Raw genomic sequence first — 25,303 nt, 5'->3', positions numbered from 1 at the left:
CGCTACTTCTTGAATTTCTCGTACGCCTTGATGACGGTATTCGGGTCACCGTCCATTTTCTGCACGCCCTTTTCAATCCAGATCACACGATTGCAAGTTTGCCGGATCGATCCCATCGAGTGGGAAACCAGAAAGATCGTTCCTGCGTTCTCGCGCATTTCCCGGATTTTGGCCTCACTGCGTTTGCGGAATTTGGCATCTCCTACAGCTAATGCTTCATCAACGATCAAAATATCGTGCTGTTTGGAAGCTGCAATGGCGAATTTCAGACGCGCACTCATGCCAGACGAATAAGTTCGCATTGGCAGATCGATGAATTCTTCTAGCTCTGCAAACTTAGTGATGTCCTCACGCATTTCTTCCACTTTTGGTCTGTCATAACCAAGTGCCAGCCCACCGAGGGTGATGTTCTTATCGCCTGAAAGGTCGGGAATCAACGCAGCACCTACACCTAGCAGATTCGGCCGCGACGTCGCATACACCGCTCCTGAAGATGGCGGAGTCAATCCTGTAATAGCTCGCAGAAGTGTGGACTTTCCAGACCCGTTGGTCCCGATAATGCCGATCGATTCGTTCTCGTACGCGACGAACGATATCCCCTTTAGAGCGTGAACGGTGCGCAGTCCCCTCATCTTTGTCTGTAGAAGACGACGTGCTCCGGCATTTCCCACAGACTTTCCGCTGGAGTAGACCTGATACTTGACGTGTAGGTTGTCTACAATTACGACAGGGTTTCGGTTGGGATCGATCTCCAGGGAGGACTGCTCCTCCTTTTCTTGCCCTTCACTGGCCTCAAACGTCGTGGCATCTGAGAAAACAGGTTCGGGTTGATATTCGGGGTGCAGTTGCGGATTGATTAGGTCATCGAAACTAATTGACACGGCCGTAACGCTCCTCGGCTTTCCAGAAGAAGATGAGACCAAATATTAGAGTTCCGATCGCCCACGCTGCGATAACAAACCATGCTCGGGGCTCATACGGAACGCTGTCCATGATTAACGAGCGGGCGAGTGTTAGCGTCTGATAGATCGGGTGATACTCAAAGACAGAGATCATCCACGGCCACGATCCCAGGAGTCGATCAACACTGAAGAGAACGCCAGAAGTGTAGAAGAGAACGCGACCGATCAGTGGAAGGATATTGGTGAAGTCCCTAATGTGAACAGTGATTCGCGCGCAGATGAAAGCAATACCCATGTTAAAGACAGTAAAGAGCAGAACTATCGGGACGATTGCGAACCAGCTCCACTTAGGCATCGATCCCAAAATCACCGCATACAGGAACATTACTACGAGCATCGGCATCAGAGTTAGGAAGTTCTGAGTAACCTGCGCGACGGGCAACGACATTCGAGGAAATGAAAGCGACTGCACGAGCGCAGTGTTGCCAGTGATTGACTTTGCTCCTCCGGTCATAGACGAGCTGAAGAACTCGAAAAGGAAGACGCCAATTACTACGTAAATGGGGAAATCAGCAGGGCGACTACCTCCCTGCAGAACTCCGAAAATGAATCCATACATGAGAGCGTTCAAGGTTGGCTTGAGGACAACCCATACCATACCCAAACGATTGCGCTCATTTTGGGATTGGACGCGTGCCTTCGCAAGTTCATAAATAAAGGTACGCCGCTCCCAAGTCTGCTTGAGATAGTTGCCCAGCGATGGGCGAGCGCCTACCCGGTGCAAACCATGTTGTTCGGCGACCTCGGCAACTGTCATGTTCGTTCGATTCCTCTTGCAACGCGTAAAGATCTAATCGTAAAGTCAATTAGGACAGCTCAAAGTCTAGTTGATTGCGCCATCTAGACGCGCAATCACCTCTGAGTTCCGTTAGTGACTCATCTCGCACTAACGTTCGATATTAATCGGGGGGCGGGTTCTTAGCCAGGTACTCGCTCATTTTATCGGTTCGTAGCGCCTCGCGGATCTGAGAGATTGCTTTCTCGTTCGCTAACTCTATTGACTGTCCATCAGGGCTGATTGAGCTTCCAGCGGTGGGCATTGTGAACATTTTAAGATCTTCTGCACCCACATTCTTAAGTTGCATGCCTAGGCCGACCATTGTCGCAGCGTCGAAAGATTCATCAAAGGTCAGATACGGAGAAACCTTGTCCACCAGGTCATACACCTTGGCCGGATTGGTCAGTACTCCGGGTGCCAACATCTGATCGACCGCTGCCGAAATAAACTTCCTTTGGTTCCGTACACGTTGGTAATCGCCATCGGTGAAGGATTTGCGTTCGCGCACAAACCTAAGAGCCCGATCCCCTTCTAGGGTAATTGAACCTTCAGGGTAGTAGTAATCAGTATCGTTAGCGGTAAATGCGATGTCGTTATCAACGGTGACTCCGCCTAGCGCAGTGCTCAGCTCCCTGAATCCCTCAAAATCGATCATCGCGACGTGATCGATCTTCGTATCAAAAGTTCCTTCCAGCGTCTGCATGAGTAGTGGGACACCGCCCAGGGATATCGCAGAGTTGAGCTTATTCATTCCGTGGCCCGGAATCTCAATCCAAGTATCGCGGACCAACGACATGACGAAGACTTCATCCCGGGTTTCCGGGATATGCACCAGCATCATTGAATCGCTGCGTTGACCGGCCGCTTCGGTAAGAGAATTCGCGCCAGCGTCGGCTTCGTCACTGAGATCCACGCCCAGCAGCAAAATATTCATTGAGCCGTCCTCAGGATCCTTAACTGGACGAGCTTCTTCCTCCTCAGGCGTGAAATCAATCGAAACTGTGCTTTTCTGCGAATTGAACTTATGGCTGAGGTTGAACAGATAGTAGCCTGCACCGAGCGCCGCCACCAGCACCAGGCTCACAACAGAAAGAACAATCGCCCGCACTCTACGCCGACGACGACGTGCGGTGCCGAATCGGACGCTACGTGAAGCAACTTCCGTAGATCCACCCTTGCTCTTATGGGACATCCAATACTCCGCTTGTCGGCTGTTTCTTGCTCACAGCGAAGCTACTATACTTTTCACTCTCGTTGCCGCAAATGAAAAGGCTACTCAACATAAATGTGATTATGCTGAGTAGCCCCTCCAAGATCCTAGTTCTCCATATTCGCAGCGAACTCCCGAAGCCACGGCTTCAGTCCGTCGCCCAGTTCGTCGTGCTCTACAGCCAAAGAGATGATCGCCTGCAGGTAGCTCAACTTATCACCCGTGTCGTAACGGCGACCGCGGAACACCACCGCGTACACGCCTGCACCATCACCATCGGCGGCGGCAAGTTCCTGGAGCGCATCAGTCAGCTGAATCTCGTTGCCACGCCCTGGTTGCGTGTGCTCCAGAACCTCGAAAACGCGCGGGTGGAGGAGGTAACGCCCGATGACAGCCAGATTGCTAGGCGCTTCCTCCACTGCTGGTTTTTCAACCAGTCCGTTGACCTTAACGTAGCTCTCCCCGTCAATCTCGGTGACATCTGCGCACCCGTATGCGCTGATGTTTTTTGGATCGACTTCCATCAGTGCGATAACCGAGCCACCAGTACGCTCTTGAACCTCGATCATCGTGTTAAGAACCTCATCGCGCTCATCGATGAGATCGTCGCCCAGAAGAACGGCGAATGGTTCGTTGCCAACATGCTTCTTCGCGCATAGCACTGCGTGCCCAAGACCCTTCGGATCGGTTTGGCGCACGTAGTGGATGTCTCCCAGTGCCGTAGCTTCTTGAACGCTGCGAAGCTTAGCTATGTCTCCCTTGTCTTCCAGCGTCTGCTCCAGAGCCGGAACACGGTCAAAGTGATCCTCGAGAGCACGTTTGCTACGTCCGGTAATCATCAAGACATCATTCAATCCAGCGTTCACTGCTTCAGCCACCACATATTGGATAGCAGGGCGATCTACCACAGGGAGCATTTCCTTTGGCATGGCCTTAGTTGCCGGCAGGAAACGCGTTCCTAATCCGGCCGCTGGTATTACCGCTTTAGTTATCCGGCGCTGAGAATTCATACTGTGAGACCTACCAATCTGTTAGTTGATGAAACTGCAATATAGCAGCCTGTGCGTTTGCCCCTCCCAGACGCTGCGGGAGACTCAGAGCTTTGCAATCCGCTTCATAACTGCTCGGGGAAAATACTCTGAAACGTTTCCACCCAACGCCGAGACTTCCTTGAGCAATGAGGAAGATAAATGGGTATACCGGGTGTCCGCCTGCAGGAAGACCGTTTCAACTCCGGTCAGGTGCCGGTTCATCGTTGCCATCGGGATTTCGTACGCGTAGTCAACAGTGCTGCGCAGCCCTTTGACAATGGCCTCCGCTCCCTGTTCTTTACAGAAATCGGCAAGCAAGCCATTGCCCATAGGCATCGCAGATACCCCTCTCAGGCCACCGAGAGTCTCGTCGACCATGGCCACGCGTTCTTCCTCACTGAATAGGTATTTTTTAGAATAGTTCGTCGAGACGGCAACAATGACCTCATCAAAAAGGCTCGCGGCACGCGCGATGATCTCTACATGACCATTATGGATGGGATCAAAAGATCCGGGGCAGACGGCTCGACGCATAGTCTGAATCTATCAAGAATCCGGCAGGCATCGCCGAAGCTTCAGTTAGTGGCGTGTAACAAGACAAGACGCGACAAGCGTGAATTCCGTCCCAGAGCCGCGCATAATGGTTCCCATGACGACACCTAGCCCATGGTTGCGAACCGCTCTTGGCGCAAATCTGGTTGATGCCCGTGGCCAGACGGGCCGCACCATTTTTGAAGAGATCACCGCGCTTGCATCCAGACATGGGGCGGTTAACCTCGGTCAGGGTTTCCCCGACACCGAGGGCCCGCAAGAAATCCGCGATATCGCCATCCAAGCAATCGTGGAGGGTGCGAATCAGTACGCTCCGGGCGGTGGTGTTCCAGCATTGCGTGAAGCAGTTGCCGAGCACCAGCACCGGTTCTACGGTCTCACGGTGGATCCCGGAAGCCAGGTGGTAATAACTACTGGCGCGACGGAAGCCATCGCGGCTTCCGTCCTTGCCTTTACGGAACCTCGTGACGAAGTGGTCACTTTTGAGCCCTTCTATGACTCGTACGGTGCCGCGATTGGGTTGGCTAATGGGGTTCACCGGGTCGTGCAGCTGCGCCAACCTGATTTCCAACCCGATCTGGATGAGCTAGCTTCCGTGATCAACGACCGCACACGATTGATCATCCTCAATAACCCCCACAATCCCACCGGCGCTGTCTTCAGTCCCAACGTTCTACAACGCATTATCGAATTGGCACACCGGCATGACTGTCTGATCATTTCGGATGAAGTCTATGAACACTTGACATTTGGGGTCACCCATACCCCCATTGCTTCCCTCCCCGGAGGATTTGAACGAAGCATCACCATCTCCTCGGCAGGCAAGACCTTCTCCTTCACGGGGTGGAAGGTGGGCTGGGCCACCGGCCCTGAGCACCTCATCGATGCTGTCAGGACAGTTAAACAATTTTTGACTTACTCTTCAGGGCCAGCATTTCAGCACGCAGTTGCCCAAGCTCTGGAACTGCCCGCCAGCTACTTCGCTAATTTCGCTTCAGGTCTAGCTGCTCGGATGGAGCAGCTGGCAGTTGGCTTGGAAGCAGCGGGTATGACGGTCCTGCGTCCCCAGGGCACCTACTTCCTCGTAGCGGACATTGCACCGCTTGGGCTAACGGACGCGGTAAATACCGCCCGTCTCCTGCCGGAGAGAGCGGGCGTGGCTGCCATTCCACTCTCGGTGTTCTGCAAGGACACGCAAGATAAACGTAGCTCGACGTTGTTGCGCTTCGCGTTCTGCAAACGTCCTGAAGTGCTTCAGTTGGCTATTGAGCGCTTGAATTCGCTCCAAACAAAACTGGGTTGAGCTGTGGCAGAACATCATCCCTCCCAATGGCTGAGCATCCGTCAAGCCCACGCCGTAATCGAGACGGATCCATTGATTGCCGGCGCCAAGGTGCTCACCATCGGCGATGCCCCGCAGTCTCACGTCAACATGGATCACCCGAGCGAGATCGCCTACGAGTACCTGGCTCGTATCGCCAACCACATGAAAGTCCTCTATCCAACAGCCGGGCCTCTTCGTTTGTTGCATTTGGGAGCGGGCGCCCTGACCCTGGCACGGTGGGCGGGACAACAATACCCGGGCAGCACACAAGTCGCCGTGGACCTCGAACGAGAACTTGTCGACTTCGTCCTTCGAGAACTGCCCCTGCCGGCAGGAACACATCTAAACACGATCACCGCAGATGCGCGCAACGTGTTGACTTCAGAGTTGGCTAACGAGATCTACGATGTCATCGTCCTGGACATCTTCAGCGGACCGGACGCCCCCGAACATCTCACCACCACGGACTACTATGGGCTGTTGGCTTCCCGGCTCTCCCCCGAGGGCGTACTGTTCGTCAACATCGGAGATGACCCACCGCTGCGCTTCACGGACAGTCAGGTTGCAGCCGCGCGGGCCAATTTCAACTTCGTTGCCGTCAGCGCCCCGACCGAAATGTTCAGCCGGAGATATCCAGGAAACCTCGTACTTACCGCCACGAATCGGTCGGTGAATTCCTCCACCGTCGCGGAATGGAAAGCTGCGGGGCCTCATCCTTCGGAAGTGCTCAGTGGAACCGACCTAGATCGGTTCGGCGAACCATAGATGGGTTTCCCCGTATTTTTTATCGGCCAAGGGCGCTAGCGCCTCGGGCCAGCGAGGCGCAGAAGAACGGCTCGATCGCTCTACCACTACGGTTGCATCATCAGCCAAAACTCGGGTGACCTTCTGCAAGGTCTTCGCCAGTTCGTCATCCGTCAAGGGATACGGTGGGTCCAAGAACACCAGGTCAAAGGTGCGGCTAGGATTCCCGGTTTGGTTATCAAAGAAACCTTCCAGCACCGTATCGACACTGCCTCGGTGCACGTGGATGATTTCGGCTTTTAGGACGCGGTTAATGGTGCCGGCGTTTTGCTGACACACCGCCGCTGCCTTGGGCGCTTTTTCAACCTGGAGGACGTTACGAGCCCCGCGGCTAGCGGCCTCGCAGCCCAGTGCCCCGGAGCCGCCAAACAGATCCAATACGCGCGCGGACTGCAAGACACCCCAGCTTTCCAGCCGAGAGAACAAGGCCTCCTTAACCCGGTCGGTTGTGGGCCGGGTGGCGTTCCCGGGAACAGACTTGAGACTGATTCCACCGGCGGCCCCTGCAATGATGCGGCTCATGATGTGCCCTTCCCTGAATCGCTCAAAAACGTCACTTTAGTTCTTCTCTAGGAATTCGCGGGTGGAGTCATCCACCCAGGAAGCAAGGGACGTGGCAAGACGTGGAAAATCAGTCTTCCATGTCCCTGATCTCGTCAATAGCGCCACGTCATCGCGTGCCCTCTCGATGATGTTCCGGTCCTTCATCACACTGAGCACCTTTAGCGATGAACGGCTGCCCGACTGCTGGACTCCGAGGATGTTGCCTTCCTTGCGTTCGGCCAGATCCGCTTCGGCAAGTTCGAACCCGTCAATGCTTCCCACCACGGTGCGCAGCCGGTTCACCGAGGGGTGATCCGCGTCCAACCAGGTGGTGAGCAAACAGGTGCCGGGCAAGCCACCGCGGCCTACTCGACCGCGCAGCTGGTGGAGCTGGGAAATACCAAAATTTTCTGCATCAACGATGACCATCAACGTCGCGTTATGAACGTCAACACCAACTTCAATGACCGTCGTGGAAATCAGCACATCAATCTCCCCGGCAGCAAATTCTTCCATGATTGCGTGCTTGTCCTCGGCGTGCAATTGGGAATGGAGCGACTCCACGCGCACCTGGTTGAAAAGCGAGATGGAGTGCATCAGCTCATGCATGGCCTCGACGCTCATTGGTTCCCTGCCGCCCGCAGTCGCAGATACAGCGGGCACGCCGCTCTCACCGCGAGTGTCGGAAATACGAGGGCATACTACATACACCTGGTGCCCCTTGGACACTTCCTCGGCGATCCGGTGAAACATGCGCTGCTGATACCCGGGCAACTGCAGCGGTACCAGGTGCGTGGTGATGGGAGCCCGGCCAAAGGGCATTCGCCGGATGGTGGAGATTTCCAAATCACCGAACACGGTCATGGCGACAGTTCGGGGTATCGGGGTCGCGGTCATTACCAGCGTATGCGGGACCGAGTCGTTGCCCTTGGCACGCAGCGTGTCCCGCTGCTCAACCCCGAAGCGGTGTTGCTCATCAACTACGACCAGCCCGAGGTCAGCGAACTGAACCTGCTCTCCCAGCAAGGCGTGGGTACCGATGATGAGCCCGGTTTCACCACTGGCAATCCCCAGCAGAGCCTGTCGGCGTTGCGCAGTTTTGGCCGAGCCGGTCAGTAGGGCAACACCGGTGCCTTCACCCTGACCAAAGAGGCCAGGATCAGCCAGGGGTCCGAGCATGCTGCGGATTGATTCGTAATGCTGGGTCGCCAAAACTTCGGTCGGGGCCAACAGTGCTGCCTGTCCCCCGGCATCAATGACCTGGAGGATGGCTCGCAGGGCCACCAAGGTCTTTCCGGAGCCAACTTCGCCCTGCAGCAGTCGGTGCATGGGGTGCGCTTTTTGCAGGTCGTCGCTGATTTCCCTCCCCACGGTGATCTGTTCGTCGGTCAGTTGGAAGGGCAGGTTCGCATCAAAGCGGACCGCGATTCCTGCGGCTTTGGGTGGACGGGGTGTGGCCCGCTGCTGGCTGACCTCGCTGCTGCGCTCGGCTAAGGACAACAGCAAGAGCAGCGCTTCCTCATAAGCGAAGCGGTCGCGTGCCCGGTACCCGTCACGGATCTCCTGGGGCTGATGTCGTTCCAGCAGGGCTTGGAAGCGGTTGACGTAGCCGCGGGACTCCAATAGGTTCTGTGGGATGAATTCCGGGACATCGGCGGGCGATAGACGGTCAAGTACGAGCTGCATCAGATCGCGGATCTTCTTATTCGGCATTTTGGCTGATGCCGGGTAGATCGGGATGGGTCGTGGGTCGGCTTCGGCCGCCTCATCTAGGATCGCGTACTCCGGCTGGCTGAGCTGCAGGTGGTCCTGATACCAGCTGACCTTGCCGGAGAACATTGCCACGGTATCGTGCTGGAGTTCATTGCGGGCCTGATATCCGTTGAAGAATGTCATCCGCAGTTGCTGACCGTTGGCGTCGAGCTCATCGCTGACGGTCACCTCAAAGATGAATCCCCGCCGGGAGTGCATTTTGCGCTGGCTGGTGTTTACCACGCGGGCAACGATGGTGACGTGCTCGTCGTAGGGAAGCTCCGAAATCGGGGTCAGTTCCCCTACTTCGACATAGCGTCGTGGAAAGTGTGCTAAAAACTCACCAACTGTTTCGTAGCCGAAGGCCTTCTGCAGCTGTTTGGCATTGTTGCCCCCAACAACCGTAGCCAAAGGAGCTTCAAGCAGGGAGCTGCGCGTCATTTCAGGCATCGTGGTGGCATAGGTCGGTGATACTAAGGTTGACCGGTTCGGCATGCTGGCGGATCAGGGCCAACGCCTCTTCGGGTTCGGGGACGTGCACGTGTACGCGCCAGCGGAATGCTTTGCCCCGCTGGTTCACCGGCGACATGATCACCGAATCACCAATGGAATCCAATTGCCCGCGCAAAGTAGCGGCACCGAGTGCATCCAAGGTGACGGTGCACATCACCTCTACCCCCTCGGCGTTGTCCACCGAAAGGTGGACGTGCGGGTCTTGGATGTTGTATCCGTGGAAGGTCTCATAGAATTCAAACTGCGCGTCCGTGCCGCGCACTGCGGCGCACAATTCATCAATGATGATCAACATGCCCACAGCGCCGGCATCCACTACGCCGGCTTCCGCCAGGCTCGGCAGTTCATTTTCTGTTCCCTGGACAGCCAGCCGAGAAGCCTGAGCGACTTGTGTCAGCAGTTCGTCCAGGGCTGCTCGGCTTTCCGGGTCATGCTTCAGGTGCATTACGGTGCTGCTCGCCGCCAAAGCGGCAGCGTTGATTACCGAAAGCATGGTTCCGTCTACTGGGTCGCTGAGAGCGGACCATGCCCGCACCTTGGCCCGTTCCAGGCCTGCCGCCAACCCGGGCGCGGTGAGACGGTCAGCGCCGATCAGCGGTTCAGCCAAACCGCTGAGGAAGACGGCAAGCAATGTTCCGGAGTTGCCACGCGCGGACTCCATGGCGGCGCGGGCGGCTATTTCCAGATATCCACCCACGTCCGGGCTGTCCAACTCACTCACGGCGTCATGTCCGGCGCGGGCGGTGAGATACAGGTTGCTGCCTGTATCACCGTCCGCGACAGGAAAGACGTTAATCGCGTTGAGCCGATCCGAGTGATTGCCTAGACTCTTGACACTCCGTTCCAGCCATTGGGTGATGGCCCGTCCGGAGGTATCGAGTTTTTGGCTCATGGGGAATCAATCTTTCTGCATCATCGTGACAAGTCTGTGGACGCCACGAAGTCATCGACCTTATCGTCTTGTAACGCCTTACCGAACTTGTCGATGACCTCCATGTCAGGAATGACAATGGATTGTCCGTCTGCCGACCGTCCCGGTCCCTTATTCGGAAGCGTAAAGAAGGTCATATCGGAGGGACGCACATCCAGCATACCGGTCGAAAGCTTAGCCACGGCGGCAGAATTCAGCGAGTCATCGACCGCAATGAAGGGAGAGATCTCTGAAATGACATCCGATACCTTTCCGGGATTCGTCAGCGTCTCCCGTGACATGATTTGTCCCAACATCGCCTTCACGAACAGCTGCTGATTTTTCACGCGTTGATAATCGCTGCCAGGGAAAGACTTGCGTTCCCGGACGAATGCGAGGGCCTGTTCGCCATCCAGTGTCTGGGTTCCTGCCGGGAAATACATCCCGTTGGTGATCGACTGTCGGAAGGCGATCGGGTTGTTGATAGTGACGCCGCCCAGAGCGTCGGTCAACCCCTTGAATCCTTCAAAGTCGATCGAAGCAACATGGTTGATTCTCACCCCGAAGAGGTTTTCCAGCGTTTCGACGGCCTTGGGAACTCCCCCGCTGGCAAACGCACGGTTGATCTTGGCGGTTCCAACGCCGGGAATGTCCAGCCACGTATCGCGCATGATGGAGGTGACGTACACATTTTCACGGTTCTCAGGAATGTGGACCAACATCATGGTGTCAGACCGACCACCGTTGGGCAGAGTGCCGAACCCCTCGTCATCATCCCCGTCAGTGCGTTGTTCGCGAGTGTCACTGCCCAAAAGCAGAATATTTACCGCGTCCTTGGATTCCTCTTTCACCTCCGGGCGCGTTTCCTCTGCCGGAAATGCGTCGGGCAGACGCTGCGAGTTTTCGTCGAAAGTGCGTCCCAAGTTCCAAACATAGAGGCCAGCGACGATTGCCGCTACGACAACAAGTGCCAAGACAGTGATGAGGACACCTAGTCCCCGACGTTTCTTTCGCCGTGGACGTTTAGTCTCTTCCACCGCTGCAGTTCGTTCAGACATATGCAACCTTTCACACTTTTAACTCACTACATCTTAGCTATCAGAAATGACAGGTACGCTAATAAGGTGGCCAAAATGAGTTTTCTTCGCAAACCGTTATCAAGTCGAGTCTCAAGATTCAGTAAACGCGCAGGCTTGGTTGCTGGCTCCGTGGCAACCGTCACACTTTTGACGGGGTGTCAGGCTGTGTTGAACGTTGAAGCCGCACCAGATGCCGCCAATCCTCGCTGTGCCGACATGATGGTCGTCCTGCCGGAGGTCATGGGTGACGTCGAAAAGCGCCCCACCAGTTCCCAAGCTACTGCGGCCTGGGGAGATCCTGCTCAGGTGGTGCTTCGGTGCGGCGTCCAGGTGCCCGGGCCTACTCCGGACCCGTGCGTCTCGGTCAACGGGGTTGACTGGATTGCTCGGGAGGGAGACGACGGAGTATGGACGCTGACCACCTATGGACGAAACCCGGCCACGGAGATTCTCTTAGATCCTCAAGAAATTCCCTCGAGCACTGTCACGGCTTCCCTGGCTGATGCGGCAAGCAAGATCCCTGCCGAACGTGAATGCGTCTCGTACGACAAGGCCCTGGACAACATGTAGGAACACGAAACAATAGGCAGCACCCGGCATACCGGGTGCTGCCTATTGGCAGTAAATCGTGTCTTAGCGCAGTCCAGTAGTACGTTCCAACGCCAGATCGATCAGTCGATGAATCAACTCCGGGTAATCAATGCCGGTCTTTTGCCACATGTGTGGGTACATACTCGACGGAGTAAATCCGGGCATGGTGTTGATTTCATTGATGATCCACTCCCCTTCCGGGGTGTAGAAGAAGTCAACCCGAGAGAGCCCTTCCGCGTTGACGGCGTCGAATGCCTTGACCGCCAGGTCACGAATGGCGGCAGTAGCTTCATCGCTGAGCACCGCCGGGCAGGTCAGTTTTGCCGCAGCTCCATTGACGTATTTGGCTTGGAAATCATAGAAGGCGTTATCCGGGCTTTCCACCGCAATCTCGCCAGGCAGTGAAGCACGTGCAACGTTAGCGCCGTTGCCCTCCAGCACGCCACACTCGATTTCCCGACCTTCAATGCCCTGCTCGACGATGACCTTGGGATCCTCGGCGCGAGCAAAGTCAATCGCGGCCGCCAGTCCGTCTTTGGAATCAACCTTCGTGATGCCAACAGAGGAACCGGCACGAGCGGGTTTGACGAACAATGGGTATTCCAGGGCATCACACTTATCGAGGCACGCCTGTGGCTCGCGCTGCCATTCCTTGTTGCCGATGACAACATAGGGGCCGACGTTAAACCCGGCGGCCTCGAAAATGACCTTCATGAAGTGCTTATCCATGCCGACAGCGCTGGCTGCGATGCCGGAACCGACATAGGGCACTCCGCTGATTTCCAGCAGGCCCTGGATGGAGCCGTCCTCGCCAAAAGGTCCATGCAGGAGTGGGAAGACCACATCGACCTTGCCCAAATCCTCTACCTTGTCCCCATTCCGGGCGATCAGCCTGGTTTCCACGCCGTTGCTCGAAAGCGCCACAGCGGTGCTGACGGCAGTGATCTCGGGTAGTTCGCCGCCGGTCAGCGACCAGTCGCGCGGATCCTGTTCGACGAGTGTCCAGGCACCCTTGCGGGTGATCCCCACCGGAATGACCTCAAATTGTTCCGGATCAATGGCATGCATGACGCCGGCTCCAGTGACACAGGAAACCGGATGTTCGGAGGATTGGCCGCCCATCAGAAGCAGAACCCGGGGTTTGGTTTCCTTAGCCTCACTCATGACTGCAGCTCTCCTTCGGATTTAAGATCACGTGCCAGCAAGCGCTGGGCCATGTTTTCCACGCTCAAGTTCCCCTCCAGAACCATGGTGACGGCCTCGGTGATGGGCATATCCACCCCATGAGTCGTGGCAAGGTCAAAAACGGCCCTTGCTGATTTGATGCCTTCGGCCGTCTGCGACATGCGGTCGTTAACCTCTTCCAGGAACAGGCCCTGACCCAACAGGCGGCCGGCTGTATTGTTGCGTGACAGCGCCGATGAGCAGGTGGCCACCAGATCCCCTAGCCCGGAAAGTCCGGCCAGGGTGTCCATGCGTCCGCCCAGGGAGAGAACTAGGCGGGTGGTTTCGGCAAGACCTCGGGTAATGACGCTTGACTTGGTGTTGTCTCCGTAGCCCATGCCATCGCACATTCCCACGGCCAGCGCGATTATGTTCTTGACAATTCCGCCGAGCTCAACACCCAGCACATCATCATTGGTGTAGGGACGGAAGTACGGAGCCGAGCAGAGTTCGGCAATCCAGCTGGCGACTTCCGGGTCGGTGCACGCTACGACGGATGCCGTTGGCTGCTCCCGGGCGATTTCCATGGCGAGGTTCGGGCCGGACAGCACCGCGATCTTGTCCTGTGGCTGTGCCGTCACTTCGGCGATCACTTCACTCATGCGAAGATCTGTACCGCGCTCCAGGCCCTTCATCAAGGACAGCAGCACCGCCCCGGTCTCCAGGTACTGTTTGAACTCGGCGAGCTCGCTGCGCAAGGACTGCGAAGGGATGGCCAGAACCACCAGATCGGCTTGGGCAAGTACTTCGGCCTTGTCACTTGAGGCGCTGATATTCGCCGGCAGCTTGGTTTCGCGAAGGTACCGCGAGTTCGTGTGCCGTTCGTTGATCTCCGCCGCTGCTTCGCTTCGCCGCGCCCAGATCATCACGGGAATGTCATGATGCTCTACCGTGTCTGCCAGCACCTTGGCGAAGGTGGTCCCCCAGCTTCCGGCACCCATGACGGCGATCTTACGTGGCAAGGTTTTCGGCACTTTTCAGTCCTCTACGGCTGGCTTGTTCTTTTCGGTGACAGGGTTTGATGCGTCGTAGCTGGAACCGGTGGCCGCCTGGCCGTGTTCGCTGGGATCCCATAGTTTGGTTGGCGGCTCTTCACCGCGTAGCTCGGCCTGCAAACGGGTCACCTCACGCATAATGCGGTCCGTGGCCTCCTGCAGGACGCTACGGGTCCTCGGACCATTGCGCAAATCATCCAGGTCCACCGCGGGTCCGGCCGAGACCACCACGTGCTTGCGCGGAAACAGGTTCAGTTTCTTGCTGTAGCGTGGCAGCAGTTCCTGATCACCCCAGTGGGCCATGGGCACAACCGGGGCACCGGTCTGCAGGGCCAGACGCGCCGCACCGGTGTGCCCGCGCATAGGCCACAGGTTCGGGTCGCGGGTCAGCGTCCCTTCTGGGTAAATGATGATTACCCCACCCGCGTCCAGCACCTGCTTGGCCACCACCAGTGAGTCGCCGGCTGCGCTGCTCTTGCGGGCCACCGGCACCTGCCCGGAGGCTTTCATGATCCAACCGAGCACGGGGGCTGTGAACAAAGATTCCTTGGCCAGCCAACGCGGCAATCGGCCATTGCTGTACATCGCGTGGCCAATCACGAGCGGGTCGATCTTGGTGACGTGATTGACGCAGAGGATGAAGCCGCCCTGCGGAAGGGAGTCAAAGCCCTTCCAGGTCTTGCCGATCAAGGCATTCAAGACCGGCCGAACGGCGCCGGCCAGGCCTGCAAAGATCAGCCTGGACTTCAGTGGTTCCTTACTCACCGTGCTGTCAGCTGCCAACCTTCACTCCTGCTTCATGGAGCTCTACGTTGGCGCCCAGGGAGATGAGCTTTTCAGTGAAGTGCTCATAACCGCGGTTGATGATTTCAATTCCAGTTACGGTGCTGGTGCCTTCGGCGGCCAGCGCCGCGATCAGGTGGGAGAACCCGCCACGCAGGTCCGGGATATCCACATCGGTACCGCGAAGGTCGACTGGGCCCATGACAACCGCAGAGTGCTTGAAGTTGCGGTGGCCGAAGCGGCAGGGGGTGGAGCCAAGGCAGTCCACGTGGACCTGGACGGTTGCGCCCATTCGCTGCAGTGCCTCGGTGAAGCCGAAGCGGTTTTCGTACACGGTTTCGTGGATCACCGATACCCCGCTGGCCTGGGTCAAGGCCACCACCAACGGCTGCTGCCAATCGGTCATGAACCCCGGGTGGACGTCGGTTTCCAGGATCAGCGGGTTCAGCTCACCACCGGGGTGGTAGAAGCGGATGCCATTGTGCTTGACCTCGAACTCGCCGCCAATCTGACGGTATACGTGTAGGAAAGCGGTCAGGTCCCGCTGCTGGGCATCCTCGACGAAGATATCCCCCTTGGTCACCAGTGCGGCCGAAGCCCATGAGGCAGCCTCATTGCGGTCCGGAAGGGCAGTGTGGTCATAGCCCTGGAGCTCATCCACACCCTGGATCCGGATGATCCGGTCGCGGTGCACGGAGATGATGGCGCCCATCTTCTGCAGCAGCGCGATCAGGTCCAGGATTTCTGGTTCAATAGCGGCGTTGCGCACCTCGGTCACGCCGCGGGCGCGAACGGCCGAGAGCAGTACCTGTTCGGTGGTGCCCACCGACGGGTAGGGCAGATCGAGCTTGGCGCCGGACAGGCCCTGGGGCGCGGAGATCCGGATGCCGTCTTCACCCTTGTGAACCACGGCGCCGAATTCGCGCAGAACATCCAGGTGGAAATCGATGGGTCGGTCACCAATCCGGCAACCGCCCAGATCCGGGATGAAGGCCTGGCCGAGCGAATGAATCAGCGGGCCACAGAAAAGAATCGGGATGCGCGAGTCACCAGCATGGGCGTCAATCGCTCGGTTGGAGGCGGACTTCGCGTCGGTGGGATCCATCGTCAGGTCCCCGGTCTGCGGGTCCTGAGTGACGTTGACCCCGTGCAGTTCCAGCAAGCTGCGCACCACTGAAACGTCCTTGATTTCTGGGACGTTGCGCAGGACCGAGGGTGTATTGCCGAGCAGAGAGGCAACCATGGCCTTGGGAACCAAGTTCTTGGCTCCGCCAACTCTTACGGTGCCTTTCAGTGGCACACCACCATGGATTGTCAGGATCTTGCCCATGAATGAATTACCCTCATCACGTAGTTGAAACTGTCCACTGCCTTCGGATTCCGAAAGTGGATAGGACTAAGCCAGCATACCGCCTGGCCCTGTGTCCTCTTGGTTCCAACGTTGCGAGCCGTCCACATTATTTCCGTCTTATCAGGCAATTCACACCACATCTTGGGAAAGCACTGCGTTGGAAGGCAATAAGGGCGGCACCGCCGTCATTCCAATGTGAAATCGGGTGGCGCCGCCCACAGCATGATGTGACCGAATAGCAGGAGTCAGCTGGCAGTGCGGGCTGGCAGGGTCTTCGGCTTGAAGGAAGGCCGCGCCTGTTCGTATTCGGTGATGGCGTCCTCGTGCTGCAGCGTCAGGCCAATGTCATCCAGCCCCTCCATCAGGCGCCAGCGGGTGTAGTCGTCAATATCGAACGGGGCAACCAGGGAACCACAGGTGACGGTCCGGGAGTCCAGGTCCACGGTGATATTCGTACCTGGATTGTTGTCCAGTTCCTTCCAGATCAACTCAATGTCGTCCTGAGCCAGCTGGGCCGCCACCAAGCCCTGTTTGCCGGAGTTGCCCCGGAAGATGTCGGCAAACCTTGATGAGAGCACTGCCTTGAACCCGTAGTCCTTCAAGGCCCACACGGCGTGTTCACGAGAGGAACCGGTGCCGAAGTCGGGACCCGCCACCAACACGCTGCCTGAGGAGTAGGGCTCCTGGTTCAGGATGAAGTTCTCATCCTTGCGCCAGCCGGCGAACAGCGCGTCCTCGAAACCGGTACGAGTAATGCGCTTGAGGTAGACGGCTGGGATGATCTGGTCGGTGTCCACGTTGCTCGAGCGCAGGGGAACACCGATTCCGGTATGGGAGGTGAACTTTTCCATGGAAGTGTTCCTTTCTAGACGGCAACCGGAGTCTGGGCGACATCCGAGGGTGAGGACAGGGTTCCGCGAATGGCCGTGGACGCGGCGACCAGTGGTGACACCAGGTGGGTTCGCCCACCCTTGCCCTGGCGTCCCTCAAAGTTGCGGTTCGAGGTTGAGGCGCAGCGCTCGCCTTCCGAGAGCTGGTCCGGGTTCATGCCCAGGCACATGGAGCACCCTGCGAAACGCCACTCGGCCCCGAAGTCCTTGAAGACCTTGTCCAGGCCCTCGGCTTCTGCCTCCAGGCGAACACGAGCCGAGCCGGGGACCACGATCATGCGTACGTCCGGGTCCTTTTCCCGCCCCTTAATGATCTCGGCGGCGGCGCGCAGATCCTCCATGCGCGAGTTCGTGCAGGAGCCCAGGAACACGGTGTCCACCCGAATGTCCTTCATGGGGGTTCCGGCTTCCAGCCCCATGTACTTCAGGGCGCGTTCGCACGCCTGACGGTCATTTTCATCTTCGAAGTCCTCGGGACTTGGCACCGAGTCCGACAGCGACACACCCTGGCCCGGGTTTGTTCCCCAGGTAACGAAGGGCTCGAGTTCGTCCGCGTTCAGGAAGACTTCGGCGTCGAATTCGGCGCCTTCGTCCGTATGCAGGGTCTTCCAGTACTCGACTGCGGCGTCCCAGTCTTCGCCCTCCGGTGCGTGTGGGCGTCCCTTGACGTACTCGAAGGTGGTCTCATCCGGTGCGATCATGCCGGCACGGGCTCCGGCCTCGATGGACATGTTGCAGATGGTCATGCGTGCATCCATGGACAGGGAGCGGATGGCCGAGCCCCGGTATTCCAGGACGTAGCCCTGTCCCCCGCCGGTGCCAATCTTGGCAATCACGGCCAGGATGATGTCCTTGGATGTGACACCGGGCTTAAGTGTTCCCTCCACGTTGATGGCCATGGTCTTGAACGGCTTCAGGCTCAGGGACTGGGTGGCCATGACATGTTCCACCTCGGAGGTGCCAATGCCGAAGGCCAAAGCACCGAAGGCTCCGTGAGTGGAGGTGTGGGAGTCACCGCACACCACGGTCATGCCCGGCTGGGTCAGACCCAGCTGGGGCCCGACCACGTGCACGATTCCCTGTTCCTTGTCGCCCAGCGAGTGCAGGCGCACCCCGAATTCCTTGCAGTTATCCCGCAGGGTGTGGATCTGGGTACGGCTGGTCCGGTCCCCAATCGGCTTGTCAATGTCAAGCGTGGGAGTGTTGTGGTCTTCGGTCGCAATGGTCAGATCCGGGCGACGCAGCTTTCGACCGGCCAGGCGCAGCCCCTCAAAGGCCTGCGGGCTGGTGACCTCATGCAGTAGGTGAAGGTCAATGAAGATCAGATCGGGCTGACGCGCGGCTCCTTCGCCTTCTCCGCGACGCACAACGTGGGCGTTCCAGACCTTCTCGGCCAGTGTCACGGGTGACTGCTGCGCAGACATACGACACACTCCTTCAACTTGTTCTTCCTACAGTTTCCAGTGTGCCAGCGCTTGGGCGGAGATTTCCAATATACGGACTTGAATCTCAAATATTGAGATGGAAGGATGTCTTCCATGACAACTAGCAGCGGTGTCGGCGTGCTGGACAAGGCCGTCGCGATCCTCAACGCCCTGGAACAGGGCCCATTCTCCCTGGCCCAACTCGTGGATGCTACCGGCATCTCCCGTCCCACAGTTCACCGAATCGCCCAATCGCTGGCTCATCATGGCTTGGTTGGCCGGGACATGCACGGTCGTTTTGAACTCGGTAACCGACTGGTTGAATTGGCTGGGGCAGCAGGTGAAGATCGATTGGTCACTGCCGCCGGCCCGCTGTTGGTTCGGTTACGTGACCAGACCGGCGAAAGCACCCAGGTCTTCCGCAGGCAGGGGGAATACCGCGTATGCATCGCCAGCGCGGAGCGCCCCGTGGGACTTCGGGACACCATCCCCGTCGGTACGCAACTGTCCATGAAGGCAGGTTCAGCGGCCCAGGTGTTGTTGGCCTGGGAAGACAACGAGCGTCTGGTCGACGGGTTGCGCAGCGCCCGTTTCACTCCCACCATTCTTGCCGGGGTGCGCCGCCGCGGTTGGGCGCAGTCGCTGGGCGAACGCGAACCGGGTGTCGCCTCGGTTTCGGCGCCGGTTCGCGGACAGTCCGGAAGGGTGATCGCCGCCCTGTCCATGTCCGGCCCTATTGAGCGCCTGACCCGTCAGCCAGGCAAGATCCACCACGAGGCGGTCGTGCAGACGGCCGACGAACTCTCGGAGCTGTTGCGCGTCCAGGAGGACGCACCTGCGTACTAGCAGCACCCGGCAGCAGCATTCGGGGCAAGCCAGCGGTGATACCTGGCGCTGTGACCGGTCAGGAAAAGTGGTCAAACCCTTCGCTGGTCGACATTTGCTCACCATCAATGGTGATGGCGGTCCCCTTGCTGCCCTCCGTTGCGACCTCTCCGATGATGCTGAATTCCTCTGGAATGGTGGCATCCTTGGGGAAGGTCGCCAGCAATCCGAAGTCCTCTCCCCCATACAAAACCCAGTGCATGGCTTCCTCACCCAGGAAGTCAGCCGCCGGCTGCAGCCGGCGGGCAAAGTCGCCCAGTGGCTGGGAATCCAATGCCAGTGTCACCTCGCTGGCGGTTGCCAGACGCTGGGCATCAATCATCAGGCCGTCGGAAAGGTCAAGCATCGCGGTGGCGCCGGCTTCGGCAGCCCGCGGACCGGATTCCAGCGGTGGCACCGGGCGGCATTGGCCCTGCACCACGCGGCGCAGAGCACGGCTCCACGAGTGCTCGGAATCGGGTTTGTCCAGCAGCGCCAGGCCAGCCGAGGCCATACCAACTCGGCCAGCCACCGCCACGAGGTCCCCCGGCTTCGCTCCGCTGCGCAGCACCCGTCCCTTGCTGGTCTCTCCGAGCGCGGTGGTGGTGACGGAGATTTCCTTGGACAGCCCCAGGTCTCCACCGAGTACGGCGATCGGGTGTTCGCTCAGCTCATGCAGCGCCTGGGCGAACCCGCGGGCGAAATCCTCAACCCATCCGATGCTCGTCTTGCCGGGCAGCGATAGGGAGATGACCACGCCGGTGGGTTGGCCACCCATGGCATTGATGTCGGAGAGATTCTGGGCGGCAGACTTCCATCCAATGTCAAAGGCCTCATGCACCGCGCCACTGGGCCATTTCAGCCGAAAATCCTGGTCCTCGACGATGGTGTCCACGGTCACCAGGACTTCACCGGTGCCGATCTGCAAGACGCCGGCGTCATCCCCGGGGCCGAGCACGACACCCTGGGATTTGAAGATGGGGAGGATGACTTGAAGAATTCCGCTTTCGCCGATGTTTGCCACGGTGCGTTCGGAAGTCTGTACGTGATCAGTCACTCTAAACCTATTGCACTCTCTTTGCTGCTTGGCGAATCATTCCGGCGAAGCTGTTGTATCGATCCACGTGTTCCCCTGTTGGATCCACGACTTCCTGCCGCACGACCTGCGCTACTGACTTGTTCAAGTTCCCCAAGGCTTTCTTGCGCTTGATCCTAGCGAGTAGCCGATTGAAAATCGAGCCGCCAAGGCCAAGCACAATACCTACTAGGATACCGCCGAGCAGCAGCAGGGTGGGAATCGCAATTCCCTCAATTCGTGGTGGTTCGGGCAAGGAGAACTGCATGAACTGGGCGGCAGCCAGCGCGCCGAGCCACAGGGCACCTGCAGCGGCGAGCACAACGCTTACCCATTGCAGGATTTTGATCAGCGGCCACCACCAGGAACCTTTTTCCACTCCCAGCGGTGTCGAGGCAATCGCCAGGTCGATTGGCCCTTCCATCCGTTCTCCGGCCTTCGACATGTCATCCAGCAACGGTTGGCGCCAGCTTGGCGGCATTGGCTCGGTGGCCTGGTGAACATAGCCATCTACTGCCCGGTCAACCGCGGCCACCTCCCCCGCGGAGAGTTCTGGCCGCGAGGTCAGGGACAGGTCGCTGGGTTTCTCGTTTCGGCCCAGATTCATTCGCTGCAACGGGTCGTTTCGCAGACGGGTGAGCCAGGACGTCAACGGCCAGCCAGTACTCTTGGCGGCCCGCCAGCGGTAGGACGTGCCCACCGCGTCAGCGATTCTCTCGGTTCCGTGGGCCGCAGCCACGCTTCGCTCCAGCTGTTGTTGAGATGATTTTCCCGGTAGGGAAACCCGGGAAGCGGGAAGCTCCTCCTCCAACTGCCGGGCAATGGCGTCAACATCGTTGCGAATCCGCTGCGTTGCCAGTTCATGCCGTCGCATGACGGTGACAATCTGGCTTCGCACTTCCTCTACGCCTTCCCCGGTCAATGTTGAAGCCACCACGACTGGCACGTCCTTCAGCCCCTGGTCCTTCAGCAGGTTCTTCAGTGAGGCCAGGACGTCCTCCCGGTCGGCTGGTGAGAGGGTGTCGATTTGGTTCAGCACCACCATCAGGTTGCCTGCTTGGGCGCCCAGGCTGGACAAATAGCCGTGGTGGATGCTGGCATCAGCGTACTTTTGCGGATCCAGCACCCAAATGAGAAAGTCCACCTGCCCGGCAAGTCGTGCGGCGATCTGGTGATGTTCAACGGAGGTGGAATCCATGTCCGGCAAATCCAACAGCAGTAATCCGCTGGTGTGCGCCGCCTTGCGGCTGGAGGCCGCTCCCTGCAGCGGTTCACTCATGCTGTGGCGTTCTGGAACTTGCAGCCAATCGAGCAGTTCCGCCGCGTTCTCCGGCTTCCATACGGCGGCCACCGCGGCGCGGGTGGTGGGACGCACCACGCCGGTCAACGCGATATCCTGCCCAACCAGGGCATTGAACAAGCTGGACTTGCCGCTGCCCGTGGCCCCGAAGAGCCCGATGACGGTGTGCTCAGCCGACAGTTCCCGCCGTGCCGCTGCCTTGTCCAGCACCGCCTGGGTCTTCTCGTACTGGCTTAGATCCATAAAGTCGCCACCGAGTTCCAGCGCCTGGTTCAAAGCATTGATCTGCTCGGTCAGATTTGATGCGGCTCGCTGCCGTTTGCGCTCGCTCAAGAATTTCCTCCGTCCCGCCCCAGCACGCCGATTTGTTTGGCAAGCTCACTGGCAACACTTTGCTCTAGGACATGCTCCGTGGCACGGGTGTAGTTCCCCTCGTAACGTTCTATCAGGGCACGGCAATGTTCCTGGAGCAGGACGCTCGCCCGCTGTGACATGCGGCGCACAGCGTCTTCGCCGAAGATCGCCTCCAGCAGCTTTTGCCCAACGACTGCAGAACCGCCGGCGATTCCCACTTCCAGCCCGGTCAGGCCGGCGGTGGAGGCGAAGACCAGCACCATGAGCGCTACCGCCAGCCCGTTGACCCCGAAGGCGGCGATACGCGCGGTCTTGCGCTTGCCTGCCCCTTCCTTGCGGATCATATCCAGCACATCCCGCTGCCAGTCCCGGATCGTTTGCGCAGCATCCTCGGGAAGATCCGCCGACGGACGGGGAGAGTCAATATCCAGCAGCAGTTCGGTGCCCAGTGCGGAGTCAACCCACCGCCGGTCCACGTCCTGGCATGCCTTGGTGATTTCATTGACCAGCACCAGGTGGAGTCCGGTCTCAATAGCGCTCTCCACCTTCTTGGGGGTGGGTGGTCTTCCCGTAAAGAAACCGGTAACACGATCTCGGACCCGGCCCACGGTCCCCTCAAGACCACGCATCAGCTCCCCCGCACCGGCAAAGTCCTGCCATCTGGCCAGGATTTCGCCACGCAACAGGGAACCATCGTGCAGCGAGTCCTGGGTTCGCTCCAGGGCCAAGGCAAAGCGTTCCCCGACATACTCCTGAAGCGCTCCTACTTCCCTATCCTGCTCATGGGCTGCGGCCACCAGGGTGTCGAGGTCCTCCGCCAACTGCTCCAAGGCACCGCGTAGGGTTTGGGCCGCTACCCTCCGGCGCTCGGCCGCATCGGCGGCCAAGGACTGCAGCCAAGCTCCAAGCTGCTGGACTTCTCCGTAAGGAATCAGCCCCTCTTCGCTCAGCTCCGCTTCATGGATCACCTGCAACAGCTCCGGGTCAATCCCGTGGGCCTCCAGCAGGGCTGCCAGCTCAGGCACAATTTGAGACTCCGCACCATGCGGAACCCGGTTCAGGATCACCGAAACCGTCACCGAGCGGCGCCCCGCGGATTGCAGCAGCTGCCAGGGGACGGCGTCCGCGTAGCGGTTCGCGGTGGTGACAAAGATCCAGAGGTCCGCCGCGTTCAACAGCTGGCCGGCCAGTTCACGATTCTCATCCGCAATGGAATCAATGTCGGGAGCATCCAGTAGCGCCAGCCCCGATGGAATCCGTTGGTCGGCCAATAAGAGCAGTGCATCTGAACGCTGCAGACTTGAGGCGTCCTGGTACCCACTGCCGGTCAGCCGGGTCAGGGAGGGCAGGATTCTTGAGCCGGTGAACCACTGGTGGTCATCTGGGTGATGCACCAGCACAGGCGTGCGGGTCGTGGGACGCACGGCCCCGGTACGGGTAACCACATGTTGAAGCAGTGAATTGACCAGAGTCGACTTGCCAGCCCCGGTGGAACCACCGACCACGGTCAGCAGTGGCGCGTGGGCATTGCGGGCCCGAGGCAGGAGATAATCACCGATCTGGTTCCTGATCGTGGTTTTAAGTTCCCCGGGATCCCCGGTTCCCCACCGATAGCCGTGCACGAACATCAGCCGAGCCAGGATGTCCTCCAGCCCCACCAAAGTCCGCTCCAGCGCACTGGCTTGTCCTTCAGTGCTGTTCGGCTGCGGCTCTGGGTTCGGGCCAGTGGAAGATATCGGATCCATATGCCCATCTTGCCCGAAAGTGAAGTCAGGGCAAGAAGGCACACGCAGCGGGTACAACAAAAGCCACGGTTTCCCGTGGCTTTTGTTCATGCGTGACCCCAGCGGGATTCGAACCCGCGTTACCGCCGTGAGAGGGCGGCGTACTAGGCCGCTATACGATGGGGCCGCAAAACCCCGATGACTCGGGGAACCTAAGATGAAGAAAAACTTGTGACCCCAGCGGGATTCGAACCCGCGTTACCGCCGTGAGAGGGCGGCGTACTAGGCCGCTATACGATGGGGCCGCACGCTAAGAACTTCTTCTTAGCTCACCAAATAAATTTGGTGAAGCGCTGGGATACCAGGACTCGAACCTAGAATGACGGAACCAGAAACCGTTGTGTTGCCAATTACACCATATCCCATTGTGACCTGCGGCTTTTCGGAAAGCTCAGCGTTTCGAACTTTCCTGTTCGCCTCAGCACGAGATATAACTATACCGGCGTTTTCGGGAAGAAACAAATCGAGGGTGCCCCCGCTGCCCGAGCCGCCAAATCCCTTGAATTCTCGCCGATTTCAGGGGTTAGCCCGGCCAGATTTTCCACCCGCGCCGATTCGGAATTCTTGTGACGTGCCCCACGATCCGGCAAGACTGCCGACAGTCCGGCATTCCTTGCCCCCACCACATCGTTTATGGCGTTTTCGCCCACGTAAAGGGTCCTGCCCGGATCGGTTCCCAATTGCTCACAACCGGCCAGGAAGGGAGCTGCATCAGGCTTCGGGGCACCGGCGGTATCCGAACCGATAGCCACTTCGAACATGCCCAGTCCAGCAAGCCTCAGCTTCTCACGCTGATACGCCTCAACGTTGTTGCTCACGGCACCGAACGGGATCCCTAGAGGAAAGCGTCTCAAGGTGCTCTTGAACGTCTGAGAAGGCTTCCAGGCGCTTCGCACCGGGATTCGTACCTTTGCACTTAGCCTGTCAGCGCCAAGGCAATTAGCGCCGAAACTGAGGCGAGGCCATACGCCCTCTGAATGCGCAGAGTACGTTGTTCAGTTCGCCAGCCATGTAGCGCCGATAGGCGTGGGCTCCATCATCGGCGAAGTCCGCTGCAGCTTGTAACCGCAGCGCATAGTTCACGACGGAGAAATCGTCGTAGACCATTGCCAGGAACCCGTCGACCACAGCACTGCGCAAATCGACGAGTGTATCGTCAATATCAAAAAAACGCCCCCGACGACTCCCGAAAGAACGGGAGTGTCGAGGG

The 25,303-nt window shown here is 58.5% G+C and carries 24 protein-coding genes and 3 tRNA genes; 4 read left to right on the top strand and 23 right to left on the bottom strand.

Annotated elements, in window-relative coordinates; genetic code table 11:
- Positions 1–2: 2 nt before the first annotated feature.
- The 5 genes from FDN03_RS14675 to coaD form a co-directional block, all read right to left on the bottom strand.
- A complete protein-coding gene (locus FDN03_RS14675) occupies positions 3–881 on the bottom strand; it encodes an ABC transporter ATP-binding protein (protein WP_246049812.1) in 879 nt (292 codons plus the stop codon).
- On the bottom strand, positions 871–1,719 hold the full coding sequence (locus FDN03_RS14670; RefSeq protein WP_054820473.1) for an ABC transporter permease: 849 nt from the start codon (positions 1,717–1,719) through the stop codon (positions 871–873). Before FDN03_RS14670 ends, FDN03_RS14675 begins: the two co-directional genes overlap by 11 nt.
- Before the next feature lie 142 nt (positions 1,720–1,861).
- Positions 1,862–2,932: an LCP family protein gene (locus FDN03_RS14665; protein WP_138178343.1), complete on the bottom strand. Its 1,071-nt coding sequence runs from the start codon at positions 2,930–2,932 to the stop codon at positions 1,862–1,864.
- 125 nt (positions 2,933–3,057) lie between these two features.
- The gene (gene galU / locus FDN03_RS14660) at positions 3,058–3,960 is read right to left on the bottom strand and encodes a UTP--glucose-1-phosphate uridylyltransferase GalU (protein ID WP_054820471.1); all 903 of its coding nucleotides are present in this window, start codon (positions 3,958–3,960) and stop codon (positions 3,058–3,060) included.
- Between the two features lie 84 nt (positions 3,961–4,044).
- On the bottom strand, positions 4,045–4,515 hold the full coding sequence (coaD, locus tag FDN03_RS14655; protein ID WP_054820470.1) for a pantetheine-phosphate adenylyltransferase: 471 nt from the start codon (positions 4,513–4,515) through the stop codon (positions 4,045–4,047).
- A gap of 115 nt (positions 4,516–4,630) precedes the next feature.
- Here coaD and FDN03_RS14650 point away from each other — a divergent pair, with 115 nt between their 5' ends.
- Positions 4,631–5,836 carry an aminotransferase class I/II-fold pyridoxal phosphate-dependent enzyme gene (locus FDN03_RS14650; protein WP_138178341.1) on the top strand — a complete coding sequence of 402 codons (1,206 nt, stop codon included), beginning with the start codon at positions 4,631–4,633 and terminating at the stop codon, positions 5,834–5,836.
- A gap of 3 nt (positions 5,837–5,839) precedes the next feature.
- Positions 5,840–6,622, top strand: a complete 783-nt coding sequence (locus FDN03_RS14645) for a fused MFS/spermidine synthase (protein ID WP_138178339.1) — start codon at positions 5,840–5,842, stop codon at positions 6,620–6,622.
- Here FDN03_RS14645 and rsmD read toward each other — a convergent pair.
- From rsmD to FDN03_RS14625, 4 genes are read right to left on the bottom strand one after another with little or no spacing between them, the layout of a single operon-like run.
- A complete protein-coding gene (rsmD, locus tag FDN03_RS14640) occupies positions 6,599–7,183 on the bottom strand; it encodes a 16S rRNA (guanine(966)-N(2))-methyltransferase RsmD (protein ID WP_138178337.1) in 585 nt (194 codons plus the stop codon). The two genes, FDN03_RS14645 and rsmD, sit on opposite strands and share 24 nt — an antisense overlap.
- 36 nt (positions 7,184–7,219) lie before the next feature.
- Complete coding sequence (locus FDN03_RS14635; RefSeq protein WP_138178335.1) at positions 7,220–9,406, bottom strand: ATP-dependent DNA helicase RecG; 2,187 nt, start codon at positions 9,404–9,406, stop codon at positions 7,220–7,222.
- Entirely contained in the window at positions 9,399–10,361 is a 963-nt protein-coding gene (locus FDN03_RS14630; RefSeq protein ID WP_171021276.1) for a DAK2 domain-containing protein, read from the bottom strand. The genes FDN03_RS14635 and FDN03_RS14630 overlap by 8 nt, the downstream gene beginning before the upstream one ends.
- A gap of 20 nt (positions 10,362–10,381) precedes the next feature.
- Entirely contained in the window at positions 10,382–11,437 is a 1,056-nt protein-coding gene (locus FDN03_RS14625) for an LCP family protein (protein ID WP_138178333.1), read from the bottom strand.
- 75 nt (positions 11,438–11,512) lie between these two features.
- Here FDN03_RS14625 and FDN03_RS14620 point away from each other — a divergent pair, with 75 nt between their 5' ends.
- On the top strand, positions 11,513–12,028 hold the full coding sequence (locus tag FDN03_RS14620) for a DUF3515 domain-containing protein (protein WP_138178331.1): 516 nt from the start codon (positions 11,513–11,515) through the stop codon (positions 12,026–12,028).
- Positions 12,029–12,091: 63 nt separating this feature from the next.
- Here the strand turns inward: FDN03_RS14620 and FDN03_RS14615 are convergent, their stop codons facing one another.
- The 6 genes from FDN03_RS14615 to leuC all read right to left on the bottom strand — a co-directional run bounded on the left by FDN03_RS14615 (position 12,092) and on the right by leuC (position 18,716).
- A complete protein-coding gene (locus FDN03_RS14615) occupies positions 12,092–13,213 on the bottom strand; it encodes a D-alanine--D-alanine ligase family protein (protein WP_138178329.1) in 1,122 nt (373 codons plus the stop codon).
- Positions 13,210–14,247: an NAD(P)H-dependent glycerol-3-phosphate dehydrogenase gene (locus FDN03_RS14610; RefSeq protein WP_283205492.1), complete on the bottom strand. Its 1,038-nt coding sequence runs from the start codon at positions 14,245–14,247 to the stop codon at positions 13,210–13,212. The genes FDN03_RS14615 and FDN03_RS14610 overlap by 4 nt, the downstream gene beginning before the upstream one ends.
- A 3-nt stretch (positions 14,248–14,250) precedes the next feature.
- Positions 14,251–15,033: a lysophospholipid acyltransferase family protein gene (locus tag FDN03_RS14605; protein WP_249354611.1), complete on the bottom strand. Its 783-nt coding sequence runs from the start codon at positions 15,031–15,033 to the stop codon at positions 14,251–14,253.
- A gap of 7 nt (positions 15,034–15,040) precedes the next feature.
- A complete protein-coding gene (gene murA / locus FDN03_RS14600) occupies positions 15,041–16,381 on the bottom strand; it encodes a UDP-N-acetylglucosamine 1-carboxyvinyltransferase (protein WP_138178327.1) in 1,341 nt (446 codons plus the stop codon).
- Positions 16,382–16,647: 266 nt separating this feature from the next.
- Complete coding sequence (gene leuD / locus FDN03_RS14595) at positions 16,648–17,253, bottom strand: 3-isopropylmalate dehydratase small subunit (protein WP_138178325.1); 606 nt, start codon at positions 17,251–17,253, stop codon at positions 16,648–16,650.
- A 14-nt stretch (positions 17,254–17,267) separates the two neighbouring features.
- Complete coding sequence (gene leuC / locus FDN03_RS14590; RefSeq protein ID WP_138178324.1) at positions 17,268–18,716, bottom strand: 3-isopropylmalate dehydratase large subunit; 1,449 nt, start codon at positions 18,714–18,716, stop codon at positions 17,268–17,270.
- Between the two features lie 114 nt (positions 18,717–18,830).
- Here leuC and FDN03_RS14585 point away from each other — a divergent pair, with 114 nt between their 5' ends.
- A complete protein-coding gene (locus tag FDN03_RS14585; protein WP_138178322.1) occupies positions 18,831–19,562 on the top strand; it encodes an IclR family transcriptional regulator in 732 nt (243 codons plus the stop codon).
- A 58-nt stretch (positions 19,563–19,620) separates the two neighbouring features.
- Here the strand turns inward: FDN03_RS14585 and thiL are convergent, their stop codons facing one another.
- The 8 genes from thiL to FDN03_RS14545 form a co-directional block, all read right to left on the bottom strand.
- Entirely contained in the window at positions 19,621–20,637 is a 1,017-nt protein-coding gene (gene thiL, locus FDN03_RS14580; protein ID WP_138178320.1) for a thiamine-phosphate kinase, read from the bottom strand.
- Positions 20,638–20,644: 7 nt separating this feature from the next.
- Entirely contained in the window at positions 20,645–22,288 is a 1,644-nt protein-coding gene (locus FDN03_RS14575) for a GTPase (protein ID WP_138178318.1), read from the bottom strand.
- Positions 22,285–24,144 (bottom strand): dynamin family protein, encoded by a 1,860-nt coding sequence (locus tag FDN03_RS14570; protein WP_249354609.1) that lies wholly within the window; start codon positions 24,142–24,144, stop codon positions 22,285–22,287. Before FDN03_RS14570 ends, FDN03_RS14575 begins: the two co-directional genes overlap by 4 nt.
- Positions 24,145–24,147: 3 nt before the next feature.
- A tRNA-Glu gene (locus FDN03_RS14565) sits at positions 24,148–24,220 on the bottom strand.
- Between the two features lie 45 nt (positions 24,221–24,265).
- A tRNA-Glu gene (locus FDN03_RS14560) sits at positions 24,266–24,338 on the bottom strand.
- 48 nt (positions 24,339–24,386) lie between these two features.
- Positions 24,387–24,458: transfer RNA gene (locus tag FDN03_RS14555), tRNA-Gln, on the bottom strand.
- Between the two features lie 69 nt (positions 24,459–24,527).
- The gene (locus FDN03_RS14550; RefSeq protein WP_249354607.1) at positions 24,528–24,989 is read right to left on the bottom strand and encodes an HAD family hydrolase; all 462 of its coding nucleotides are present in this window, start codon (positions 24,987–24,989) and stop codon (positions 24,528–24,530) included.
- 43 nt (positions 24,990–25,032) lie between these two features.
- On the bottom strand, positions 25,033–25,233 hold the full coding sequence (locus FDN03_RS14545; RefSeq protein WP_138178314.1) for a hypothetical protein: 201 nt from the start codon (positions 25,231–25,233) through the stop codon (positions 25,033–25,035).
- Between the last annotated feature and the right edge of the window lie 70 nt (positions 25,234–25,303).

Origin of the sequence: Glutamicibacter sp. V16R2B1 (assembly GCF_005774635.1) — a bacterium.
GTDB classification, from domain to species: domain Bacteria; phylum Actinomycetota; class Actinomycetes; order Actinomycetales; family Micrococcaceae; genus Glutamicibacter; species Glutamicibacter creatinolyticus.
Note: the sequence above shows the minus strand (reverse complement) of the source record. Positions and strands in the feature narration are given on the sequence as shown.

Bases quoted from the DNA above. Each gene is read 5' to 3' on its own strand.
- FDN03_RS14670 (WP_054820473.1), bottom strand. From the start codon at position 1,719: ATGACAGTTGCCGAGGTCGCCGAACAACATGGTTTGCACCGGGTAGGC.
- FDN03_RS14665 (WP_138178343.1), bottom strand. From the start codon at position 2,932: ATGTCCCATAAGAGCAAGGGTGGATCTACGGAAGTTGCTTCACGTAGC.
- galU (WP_054820471.1), bottom strand. From the start codon at position 3,960: ATGAATTCTCAGCGCCGGATAACTAAAGCGGTAATACCAGCGGCCGGA.
- coaD (WP_054820470.1), bottom strand. From the start codon at position 4,515: ATGCGTCGAGCCGTCTGCCCCGGATCTTTTGATCCCATCCATAATGGT.
- FDN03_RS14650 (WP_138178341.1), top strand. From the start codon at position 4,631: ATGACGACACCTAGCCCATGGTTGCGAACCGCTCTTGGCGCAAATCTG.
- rsmD (WP_138178337.1), bottom strand. From the start codon at position 7,183: ATGAGCCGCATCATTGCAGGGGCCGCCGGTGGAATCAGTCTCAAGTCT.
- FDN03_RS14635 (WP_138178335.1), bottom strand. From the start codon at position 9,406: ATGCCTGAAATGACGCGCAGCTCCCTGCTTGAAGCTCCTTTGGCTACG.
- FDN03_RS14630 (WP_171021276.1), bottom strand. From the start codon at position 10,361: ATGAGCCAAAAACTCGATACCTCCGGACGGGCCATCACCCAATGGCTG.
- FDN03_RS14625 (WP_138178333.1), bottom strand. From the start codon at position 11,437: ATGTCTGAACGAACTGCAGCGGTGGAAGAGACTAAACGTCCACGGCGA.
- FDN03_RS14620 (WP_138178331.1), top strand. From the start codon at position 11,513: ATGAGTTTTCTTCGCAAACCGTTATCAAGTCGAGTCTCAAGATTCAGT.
- FDN03_RS14615 (WP_138178329.1), bottom strand. From the start codon at position 13,213: ATGAGTGAGGCTAAGGAAACCAAACCCCGGGTTCTGCTTCTGATGGGC.
- murA (WP_138178327.1), bottom strand. From the start codon at position 16,381: ATGGGCAAGATCCTGACAATCCATGGTGGTGTGCCACTGAAAGGCACC.
- leuD (WP_138178325.1), bottom strand. From the start codon at position 17,253: ATGGAAAAGTTCACCTCCCATACCGGAATCGGTGTTCCCCTGCGCTCG.
- leuC (WP_138178324.1), bottom strand. From the start codon at position 18,716: ATGTCTGCGCAGCAGTCACCCGTGACACTGGCCGAGAAGGTCTGGAAC.
- FDN03_RS14585 (WP_138178322.1), top strand. From the start codon at position 18,831: ATGACAACTAGCAGCGGTGTCGGCGTGCTGGACAAGGCCGTCGCGATC.
- FDN03_RS14570 (WP_249354609.1), bottom strand. From the start codon at position 24,144: ATGAACAAAAGCCACGGGAAACCGTGGCTTTTGTTGTACCCGCTGCGT.